Origin of the sequence: Bacteroides coprosuis, from assembly GCF_020741705.1 — a bacterium.
GTDB lineage: Bacteria > Bacteroidota > Bacteroidia > Bacteroidales > Bacteroidaceae > Bacteroides_E > Bacteroides_E coprosuis.
Genome location: NZ_DYYK01000011.1, coordinates 1 through 10,368, shown reverse-complemented (window position 1 = coordinate 10,368; position 10,368 = coordinate 1). Strand labels below are relative to the sequence as shown.

Annotated in this window: 11 protein-coding genes; 1 reads left to right on the top strand and 10 read right to left on the bottom strand. The window is 34.6% G+C overall.

Annotation, left to right across the window (positions count from 1 at the left end):
* The 5 genes from mnmE to K8V80_RS00485 form a co-directional block, all read right to left on the bottom strand.
* The coding region (mnmE, locus tag K8V80_RS00505) for a tRNA uridine-5-carboxymethylaminomethyl(34) synthesis GTPase MnmE (RefSeq protein WP_276774565.1) at positions 1–1,385 on the bottom strand (1,385 nt) is incomplete at its 3' end.
* 120 nt (positions 1,386–1,505) lie between these two features.
* Positions 1,506–2,384, bottom strand: coding sequence for a nucleoside phosphorylase (locus K8V80_RS00500; protein ID WP_276774562.1), 879 nt, complete (start codon positions 2,382–2,384; stop codon positions 1,506–1,508).
* Positions 2,385–2,432: 48 nt separating this feature from the next.
* Complete coding sequence (floA, locus tag K8V80_RS00495; RefSeq protein WP_006745594.1) at positions 2,433–3,428, bottom strand: flotillin-like protein FloA; 996 nt, start codon at positions 3,426–3,428, stop codon at positions 2,433–2,435.
* A gap of 33 nt (positions 3,429–3,461) precedes the next feature.
* Positions 3,462–3,932: an NfeD family protein gene (locus tag K8V80_RS00490; protein WP_276774557.1), complete on the bottom strand. Its 471-nt coding sequence runs from the start codon at positions 3,930–3,932 to the stop codon at positions 3,462–3,464.
* A gap of 10 nt (positions 3,933–3,942) precedes the next feature.
* A complete protein-coding gene (locus tag K8V80_RS00485; protein ID WP_276774554.1) occupies positions 3,943–5,358 on the bottom strand; it encodes a tetratricopeptide repeat protein in 1,416 nt (471 codons plus the stop codon).
* A 163-nt stretch (positions 5,359–5,521) separates the two neighbouring features.
* On the opposite strand from K8V80_RS00485, the gene K8V80_RS00480 reads away from it, so the two are divergent.
* On the top strand, positions 5,522–6,271 hold the full coding sequence (locus tag K8V80_RS00480) for an ATP-binding protein (RefSeq protein ID WP_276774551.1): 750 nt from the start codon (positions 5,522–5,524) through the stop codon (positions 6,269–6,271).
* A 3-nt stretch (positions 6,272–6,274) separates the two neighbouring features.
* Here the strand turns inward: K8V80_RS00480 and K8V80_RS00475 are convergent, their stop codons facing one another.
* The 5 genes from K8V80_RS00475 to K8V80_RS00455 are packed head-to-tail and all read right to left on the bottom strand — an operon-like array spanning position 6,275 to position 10,040.
* A complete protein-coding gene (locus K8V80_RS00475; protein WP_006745590.1) occupies positions 6,275–7,294 on the bottom strand; it encodes an FAD:protein FMN transferase in 1,020 nt (339 codons plus the stop codon).
* A gap of 15 nt (positions 7,295–7,309) precedes the next feature.
* Complete coding sequence (locus K8V80_RS00470) at positions 7,310–8,092, bottom strand: DUF6048 family protein (RefSeq protein ID WP_276774548.1); 783 nt, start codon at positions 8,090–8,092, stop codon at positions 7,310–7,312.
* Positions 8,061–8,558 (bottom strand): DUF6452 family protein, encoded by a 498-nt coding sequence (locus tag K8V80_RS00465; RefSeq protein WP_276774545.1) that lies wholly within the window; start codon positions 8,556–8,558, stop codon positions 8,061–8,063. Before K8V80_RS00465 ends, K8V80_RS00470 begins: the two co-directional genes overlap by 32 nt.
* Before the next feature lie 9 nt (positions 8,559–8,567).
* On the bottom strand, positions 8,568–9,518 hold the full coding sequence (locus tag K8V80_RS00460; protein WP_006745587.1) for a glycosyltransferase family 2 protein: 951 nt from the start codon (positions 9,516–9,518) through the stop codon (positions 8,568–8,570).
* A 15-nt stretch (positions 9,519–9,533) separates the two neighbouring features.
* Positions 9,534–10,040, bottom strand: coding sequence for a DUF4199 domain-containing protein (locus tag K8V80_RS00455; protein ID WP_172633440.1), 507 nt, complete (start codon positions 10,038–10,040; stop codon positions 9,534–9,536).
* Between the last annotated feature and the right edge of the window lie 328 nt (positions 10,041–10,368).

Genomic DNA, 10,368 nt, shown 5'->3' with positions numbered 1-10,368 from the left:
ATGCAAAAATTCTTAAAGATATTTTGAAGTACCATGTCGTTGGTTACTTCACCTGCTATGTCATTGAGGTGGAATATACATTCACGGATGTCTTGTGAAAGGAAGTCTCCACTGATTTGCATCTCTAAGCCGTTTTGAACACGGTGTATCGCTTCTAGAGCCTTTGTCAGAGCTTCGTAGTGACGCATATTGGTTACTATCACGTCATTTTGTGTTACAGTAGGTAAGTTAGCTGAATTTGTAAGCAACTTTTCTAATTGTTCAACTCCTTCTTTCTCTTTTGCAGAAATAAAAATAGAAGTTAGGCTAGGGTAGTGGGTTTGAGCTAGAGCTTCTAAGCCTTTTCTTTCACTTTCGTTGATTAGCTCAGATTTGTTGAATACAAGTATTAATTGTTTGTTTTGTGCTTTGGGCACTATCTTTTCTGCTAGTTGTTGTATTTGTTCTGTAGCAGTAGGAGCATCAATTACCCATAATACAATTTCTGCTTGATCTAGTTTTTGGAAAGTTCTTTCGATTCCTAGACTCTCAATAGTGTCATGAGTCTCTCTTATACCTGCTGTATCAATGAAGCGGAATGTTACTCCTCCAATATTCATTGTGTCTTCTATAACATCTCTAGTAGTGCCATGAATATTACTTACTATGGCTTTATCTTCATTGAGTAGAGCATTCAGAAGTGTAGATTTCCCAGCATTGGTTTCCCCAATAATAGCTACAGGAACACCATTCTTTATGGCATTACCTACACTAAAGGAGTTGGTTAATTTAGATATTACTTGTTCTATTTTATCTGCCAAAGCTTTTAGTTGGTCTCTATTCGCAAACTCTACATCCTCCTCACTAAAGTCTAGTTCTAATTCAATCATTGAAGTGATATGAAGCAATTGGTTGCGAAGCTCTGCTAGTTCCTTACTAAAACCCCCACGCATTTGGCTCATCGCTAGTCGGTGGGTTGCAGCCGAAGTAGAAGCTATAAGGTCTGCTACAGCTTCAGCTTGGCTTAAGTCCATCTTTCCATTAAGGAAGGCTCTTTGCGTGTACTCTCCAGGTTGGGCTGTTCGACAACCATTTTTAATAAGTAACTCCATTACCTTTTGTAAAATATAGGTTGATCCATGACATGTTATCTCAACAGAGTTTTCTCCTGTAAAAGAATGAGGAGCTTTAAAAAGGCTGATGAGTACTTCATCTATAACTTCTTCATGGTCTATTATTTTTCCGAAAGTTAGAGTATATGCAGGTTGCTCATGCAATATTTTATCCTTTTTAAATGGACGAAATATTTTTTCTGTAATTGTAATAGCATCCTTTCCAGACACTCGGATGGTACCTATGGCTCCACCTTGTGCTGTCGCTATTGCGCATATTGTATCTTGATTTATCATACTAGTACTTATTAATAGGGCAAAGATACGTGTTTTTTTATGAATGTGTTGAATAAAAATAAAAACGGGATATAGCAGATTGGCTATATCCCGTTATATATCATTAATGTAGGTTAATTAGATACGATCTAATACTGTTTTGATCAGTACATCAATAGTGTTTTTATAACCTGTATTCGCTTCTTCTTTTAAACGATTGGCTATTACCATACAAACAGTCATAGCTTTATGTCCCATTAATTTTGCTAAACCAGCTAATGCAGAACTTTCCATCTCAAAGTTGGTGATTTGCATATTATTATGCTTGAATTCAACTATTTTATGGTTTTGTTCTGGATCACGTAATGGAACACGCAATTGACGTCCTTGTGGGCCGTAAAAACCACCACAAGCGATAGTGACACCGCGCACCATATCATCTTTACCGATACGGTCAATAAGTTCTGCACTGGCATCAACTACGTAAGGATGAGGCTGGCACATACTTCCTGTCCAACCCATATGTTTAATGAATGCTTCTTCAAATTCTAGATCACAAGCTTCATCTCTGCCTGCATAGAAATTAAGTAACCCATCAAATCCCATAGATTTTTGAGAACATACAAATGTTCCTACAGGAGTAAAAGGTTGAAGACCACCACAAGTGCCTAAACGAACCATCTCCAATTGACGGAAATTTTCATGTTCAGTTCTTGTTTGGAAATCTATATTAGCCAAAGCATCTAGCTCATTCACAACGATGTCAATATTGTCACAACCAATACCTGTAGATACTACAGTGATTCGCTTTCCCTTATATGTACCAGTTATTGTGTTAAATTCACGGCTTGAAATATTGCACTCTGTAGTTTCAAAGTGTGATGCTACAAGAGCAACACGACCAGGATCACCTACAAGAATTACTTTAGCCGCTACATGTTCTGGTTTAATGTGTAAATGGAAGATAGAACCATCTTCATTAATGATTAATTGAGAAGAGGGAAATGTCTTTTTCATATTGTGTGTTTTTTTAGATTGATAAATTGATTTATTTTATGTCTATGCTTATTTCTTTTCTTCACCACCAATGGTGTTGCGCATAGATGTGTCTGCTTGAATGTTTTCCATTCGGTAATAGTCCATAATACCTAAATTGCCAGAACGGAATGCTTCTGCAAGAGCTTTAGGTACTTCAGCTTCAGCCTCAATAACTTTAGCTCGAGCTTCTTGTGCTTTTGCTTTCATTTCTTGTTCATTTGCTACAGCCATAGCACGACGTTCTTCCGCTTTAGCTTGTGCAATGTTTTTATCAGCATTTGCTTGATCCATCTGAAGTCTAGCTCCAATGTTTTCACCTATATCAATATCCGCGATATCAATAGATAGAATTTCAAAGGCTGTACCTGCATCTAGTCCTTTTTTAAGCACTAGTTTTGAAATAGAATCAGGATTTTCTAATACTGATTTGTGGTTTACTGATGAACCAATGGAGGAAACAATACCTTCGCCTACACGGGCAAGAATAGTATCTTCGCCAGCACCCCCAACTAGTTGACGAATACTTGCACGAACAGTAACACGTGCTTTTACTATCAATTGAATACCATCTTTAGCTACAGCTGTAACTCTTGATGTATCAATAACTTTGGGGTTAACCGACATTTGTACTGCCTCAAAGACATCACGACCTGCCAAGTCAATGGCTGTAGCCATTTGGAATGATAGATCCATTTCGGCTTTTGATGCAGATACAAGGGCATGAACTACTTGTTCCACATGACCACCAGCTAAGTAGTGGGCTTCTAATCCATTTCTCGTTACATCTTGAATACCTGCTTTGTGGGCTTCGATTAGTGCACGCACAATAACATAAGGTGGCACTTTACGAATACGCATCAATGCTAGTTGTAACAGAGAGATTTTAACTCCTGAAACTTTGGCCGAGAACCAAAGAAAGAAGGGAACGTAATGGAAGAATATAGCTAATACGACTAATATTATCACGAATGAGATAATAAAGGGTACAAGTGATAATTCCAATGGTGTTTGTAATAAAATCATAGTCTTGTAGGATATTATTAATTAATAAATGATTTAAACTGTTGCTTTTTTTACTGAAACTTCTGCTGTTTTAACAGCAACAACTTCAATAGGTATTTTTTCATCAATAAAGCCATTAGCAGACTTTACTTCTATATCTTGACCATTAATCATTGCTCTGCCATAAAGAGCTAATCGTGTTGTTGATATACCTTTATCACCCACCTTTATACTTCTTTCTGCAGATCTATCTATTGTGGAATCAATGTTTTCCTTTAAGGAATACTTATCGATTTTTTTCCATCGTATAAAATAATAAATGGCAATTAAGGCTATTATTCCCGAAGATATTGTTGTAATATATCCAGCAGTTGTTCCGAGGTGTACAAAGGCATAATAGATAGAATAACCCATACATCCCAATCCAGCAATAGCAGATAATGTCATCCCTGGGAAAATAAATAGCTCTAAGATAAAGAACACTATCGCTGCAACATTAAGTGCAATAATTAATAATATGTCCATAGTTGTTGTATTATTGTAGCTCTAATGAGCGGATTAATTTAGCTTGTTGTTGCATTTCATGATGCATTATGCTTACTCTCTTTTCTAAATCTAGAATAGCTGGTGCTTTTTGTTTGTCGGGGTTCTTTTCAAACTGAATTCTTAGATTTTTTAGTTTGTCTTTTTGAGAGGTTAAGTCTTTTTCCATGACTTGGTATTTTATGAACTCTTCACGTGCTTTATTTGATTTAAAGTCTCTTAGTGAAGTATAAACAAACTGATCATTGACTATAAAATTAAAATCAGCATTATTAGTTTGCTTAGGCTGATAATTTATTGCAAATTTCAATCTTTGTAAGCCATCTTCAACTGCTTTTTTATCTTTCCAAGTGAGTTTTATATCTTTTAATGCAGCCAGATTTCTTAGTTCTTCTATAGGAGTAGTTTCAAAGTCATAGGTGCGTTTTACTTTATTAGGAATAAAAATATAAATGCACACTTTGTCTTTCGGTTGGAATCTATCAGAGGCAAACCATCCTAGATTGTTAAATTCATCAATGACATACATATAATCATTGTAGAAGGAGTTAAAAGGCATTCCTACATTTTCAGGTACTAAATATCCATCTGTATTGGTGTTGTATCGAGTAACTAATATATCATACCCACCCATTAATTCTTGGCTGTCCGAAGCATAAAAAAGTGTTATACCATCATTCAGAACAAAAGGATAACTAGTATTGATTGAATCTTTATTTAAGTCTGAAAGAGCTTTTTCTTCCGTCCATTCTTCTCCTAATTTAGTTTGGGCAAAGAGTTGATAAAAACCACTTGCATTCTTTTTGCTTAGATATCTTTTATTACCTCTTTCTGTTTGATATAATATGGGTTTTTGTCCTGTAGAATCGACTTCTTGATTCGTGATATAAGTTAAAGAACCTGATTCTTCACTAAGCTTGTAGTTTTGTATGAAATCGGCTTTATCTACTACAATACTATCAATAACTATTACTTGCTCAACGCCTTTAAGCATACGTTGATTTAATTTGGTCTGTTGCAATAAATCCTCTAAATCCGAAGTGTCTTTTTTTCTTCTTTGTTGAGTTTTTATATAGCTCTCAAGTACATCTACGGCTTCATCAAATTGATAATTAGCTAAGTAAGCTTGCCCTAGATAGTATGCAGCATCAGGCACTCTTCTTTTGTTTGCCAACTCAAGAGGCTTTATCGCTTTATCACTTTCTCCAGTTTTAAGTGCACTTACACCATACCAGAAATTATAATTAGGATTATTGGGATATGATTTCAAGAATTTTTCAAACATGGGTTTTGCTTCTTCATACTTATTATGGGCATAAAGAGCACGAGCCTCGTCAATAGTTTGTGCCTGTAAAGGCACTATGAATAATAAAGATAGTAATGAGAATAAGATTTTATTTCTAGTCATTTTTCCTAAATAACGGATATTCATAATATTCAAAAATAGTAATAATTTTGGAATAAGTTCGACAATTACAAGTCTTTTACGTTATAATGAAAACACCTTTCAGACATTCTTGTTTAGCTTTGGATGTATTATCTTTGCGCAAAAATAAATATTAGATTTTTTTATGGAGGATAACAAAGGAGAGTTCAAGCTTTTACAGAGAATTAATAGAAGATTGATTCAAGGAATAAGAGATTATCGACTAATTGAAGATGGAGATCATATTTTAATTGCTATCTCAGGTGGAAAGGACTCCCTGGCACTTGCAGAACTTATGGCTGAGCGTGTAAAAATACTCAAACCGAAGTTTAAACTTTCTGCAGCTCATGTAGTGATGACTAATGTTAGCTATGAGTCCGACCATTCCTATATTCAACATTTTATAGAGAATTTGGGTATCCCTTTTTACTTACTTCAAACCTCTTTTGATCCATCAGCAGAACAAAGAAAATCTCCTTGTTTCCTTTGTTCTTGGAATCGTCGAAAACAACTTTTTGAACTAGCAAAAACTCTTGGTTGTAATAAAATAGCATTGGGGCATCATATGGATGATATCCTCGCAACTTTATTGATGAATATGACTTTTCAAGGAAGTTTTAGTACTATGCCTCCTATGCTGAAGATGAGTAAGTTTGATATGACCATCATTCGTCCAATGTGTCTGATTGAAGAGAAAGACTTAATAGCTCTTTCTGCATTGAGAGCATATAAGAAACAGATAAAAAACTGCCCATACGAATCAGAAACAAATCGTAAAGTAATGGGAGAGGTCTTAAAAACGTTAGAAAAAATAAGCCCAGAAGCTAGATATAGCTTATGGGCTAGTATGTCAAATATTAACGAGAGTTTATTACCAAGAAAAATAGATGAGTAGTTGCTAATTTGCAACAAAAGTTTTAAATCCTTCAGTAAGGAATGTTTTATATTCTCCCGAAGTCTCTTCTGTATAGATAAAGCATGCTTCTACATGGGGCACTTTCTGTAAGATAGCTTTAGCTTCATCTAGACCTACAACCATAAATGCTGTGGCAAGTGCATCAGCTGTCATACAATCGTTGGCCAAAACAGTTGATGATAGAATACTATGCTGTACAGGATACCCCGTTTTAGGACTAATGGTATGTGCATATTTTTTGCCATCTTTCACATAATAATTTCTGTAATTACCCGATGTTGCCAAAGCTTTATTTTCGATTTTTACAATAAGCTCTAGTTCTTGATTGTTTGAAAGTGGATCGTCAGATGGCTTGTTGATCCCGATTCTCCAAGAATCTCCCTTGCTATTTTTTCCTTTAGTTAAAATCTCTCCACCTATGTCGATCATATAGTTTTTGATACCTTTACTCTCTAATAGGTCGCCTATAACATCGACAGCATAGCCTTTAGCGATAGCACTACAGTCGAGTATTATTTCGGGGTTCTCTTTTATAATTTTACCTTTTTCTAGTGCTATTTTTTCATAGCCGATATATTGCAGAAGGCTATCTACTATGAGGGAGTCGGGAAATTCTCCTTTTTTAAAACCAAAGCCCCAAGCATTAACGAGGGGAGCAACGGTAATATCAAATGCTCCATCACTTATTTTTGATATTTCTTGAGCTCTCTTAAATACATTGGTGAATAGAGTATCCAACTCTACTTCTTCATTTCTATTCACTTTAGAAATAATAGACTGTTCTTTAAAGGGAGAGAGTGAGAGGTCTATTCTGTCTAGTTCTTTGGTCACATCTGGTTGAATATCTTTATCATATTGATAGGTAATAGCATAGATAGTACCAAATATAGAACCTTGTATTTTGTGATACTTTTGCTTATCAAGATTATTGGATAAAATCCATGCAGATCCAGCAACAAGTAGGATAAGCCAAAATATATTTTTTTTAATTTTGTTCGTCATTTCTTGTACAGATAATTATTTCTTTTTCTTTCCTGGAATTCTATATATGATAGAATAATGGAGTCCTACTCTTGAACTTTTATATATTCCATAACCAGGAACATACCAAGGGTTTCCATATTCATTTTCTTCAGCAGATAGGCGATATTTTAATCTTAGCGACCATCCCATATAGAAGTTTTTATAAATAGCAGTTCGAACACCAATAACAAACTCTATCCAATGCATAGAACTAGAGATGTTTTGTTTTTGTAGAGTTACAGGATCTTTCCATATTTCGTCATAAATACTAGGGTTTTCTATTTGATCACCCCAAGCACCATCTTTTAATGCTAAATTATCAAGATCAAAATCGAACTTAGTAAAGCCATATCGTAAACCTACAGTAAGGTGGTTGTTCTTGTGCTTTTTATACAAGAAATTATAATCTGCCCCGATTCTAAAATATGGAGCTTTTGTTTTATACTGAGTACCGTGTTCGCTCCACTTATCTGTATTAGCATAACCTAGTTCGATTGCGGGAAAAAAGCGATTCTTGAGATTGATGTCAATATTAATCTCACTAGTAAGATAGTCATCAGAATAAGCTTTATAAATAGGTCCCATCAAATCGTATCCAATATAAATGCCATTGAAGAATGGTACTGTAGATTGATCGATAAGAATAGGTCTTTCGATTTCGTCCTTGTTATCCTCTTTAATCTCTTGCTGTTCTTGAGCCCATAATGGTAAGCTCATGAATAGGACAAGGCTAAAAAGAAATAGCTTAATATATGATTTTGATGTTTTCTTTTCCATAATTATTTGCCTCGTTATTTCTTAAAGAAACAGAGTCTAATGTGTGTTTGGTGTAGCCAATGACTTTTTCTATTGATTGTCGCATCTGGTATCCACACTCAATAGACACAAAGAACGAAGTGTTTTTGTGTGATATCCAAATGGTATCATTGTCTTTAACCTCCTCGCTGTATTCTAGTACTAGAGCTGTAGTGTCTTTAGTATATCTTAAAGGAGAATCAAATGTATGTACAAATTCTCCTTTGTTTAGTAATATAGAATCTGTTTCTAGAGCTTTAACGGTAAGCGACTTTAATGTGTCGGGTAGTAGTATGCTTTTATTTGCTCCATACTTATAAATATAGCTAACCATAAAAGGGCGAGCTGTCATAGAGCAGTCGCTATCCTCGGAACAACTTATGAGTAGTCCTGTAATACTTATAAAGCAAAGGGCTACAGACAATATAAATGTATATCTTTTATTCATGGTTAATAATTAAATTTTTTTCTGAATTTGATAATTGTTTCTTTCAGTTGAGCTTCTAGCTATAATTTCTCCTAAGAAGCCAGCAACAAAAAGCTGACAGCCTATAATCATTGTTGTCAATGAGATATAAAAATAAGGAGAATCTGTTACAAGTCTATACGGATAGCCATTTTTCATCTGATAAAGTTTTGTAGCTCCCACGATTATGATTGCGATAAAGCCTAAAAAAAACATTAAAGAGCCTAATAATCCGAAGAAATGCATGGGCCTGATTCCAAATTTAGATAGAAACCAAAGAGTGATTAAGTCCAAGTATCCATTTACGAACCTACTTAGTCCAAATTTAGTCTTTCCATACTTACGAGCTTGATGATGGACTACTTTCTCGCCTATATTATGAAAACCAGCATTTTTAGCTAGGTATGGGATATAACGATGCATTTCTCCATACACCTCTATGTTTTTAACAACCTCTTTTTTATAGGCTTTTAAGCCACAGTTGAAGTCATGCAGATTTTTTATTCCAGACACCTTTCTAGCAGTAGCATTGAATAGCTTTGTCGGGATAGTCTTTGATAGCGGATCATATCTTTTTTTCTTCCACCCAGAAACTAAATCATAATCCTCTTCTGTAATCATGCGGTAGAGTTCGGGGATCTCTTCTGGGCTATCTTGTAAATCTGCATCCATAGTAATGACAACATCACCCTCTACTTTTTTGAATCCGCAATAAAGAGCAGGTGACTTTCCATAATTTCTTCTAAATTTTAGCCCTTTTACCTCAGGGTTTTCTTTGTGAAGATTTTCTATTATTTTCCAAGAGTTGTCTGTACTACCATCGTCTATAAAAACAACTTCGTAAGAGAAGTTGTGAGAATCCATGACTTGTTTTATCCAAGCATAAAGCTCTGGAAGAGATTCTTCTTCATTCAATAATGGTATAACTACGGATATATCCATGGGTTTTCTTATCTTTTAGTAATCTGTTTTGGGTTTTCTACGACCAATTAAAGCTGTAGGTATTGCTAATAATACACCTAAAAAAGTGTTTCGAGATAAATTATCTAGAGTTATATCTGTTGCAGTTAAGCTTGAAAGATATGATATAGCTTCATTAAATGTTTTATCATAAAAATCATATTGAGGGTTATCAATATTTGCTTCTAGTAGCATATTAACTTGTTCTTGCATATGCCCCAATACGAGACCTTGGTCAATAAATTGGAAATAAATGAAATGAGCTACAGCTGTAAGCATTGATGCAAATAAATAGACTAAAGCTGTAAATACAAATGCCTGACTAAAGGTTATCACTCCTCCACATACTTTGTTTCGATAAATCTTTAGATAATAATATCCCATAAAAGGTACACCTAAAGTAAGTCCTATAAAAAGAAATGTAAGAAATGGTATAGTGAAGGATAGGGGGAATAGTATAAATTTTAGAATCCAATAAACTCCCATATATGTACCAAAGTACATGGCATGATGTTGTATACTCGTATTTCGTTGTTTCATATAGTTTTTCAGTGATATAAAGACAAAGGTATAAATAAAAGCCTTTATATAATGAATTAGAGACTCAAAACTTCGTATAATACTAGCCTCTGAAAAAAAGAATAAAAATATTTTAAAAATAATCTTTTGAAATACAATGTCTTAGCCTATTAGTGTAAAAATTTATTATAGCTAGACTTGCAATTTAAATAAAAAGAAGTACCTTTGCAATGCAATTACGGGTAAGTCCTATACGGCCAGCTCCCTGTGAATCCTCCAGGGCTTGATCGCAGCAAAGGTAATAGGTTGTAGC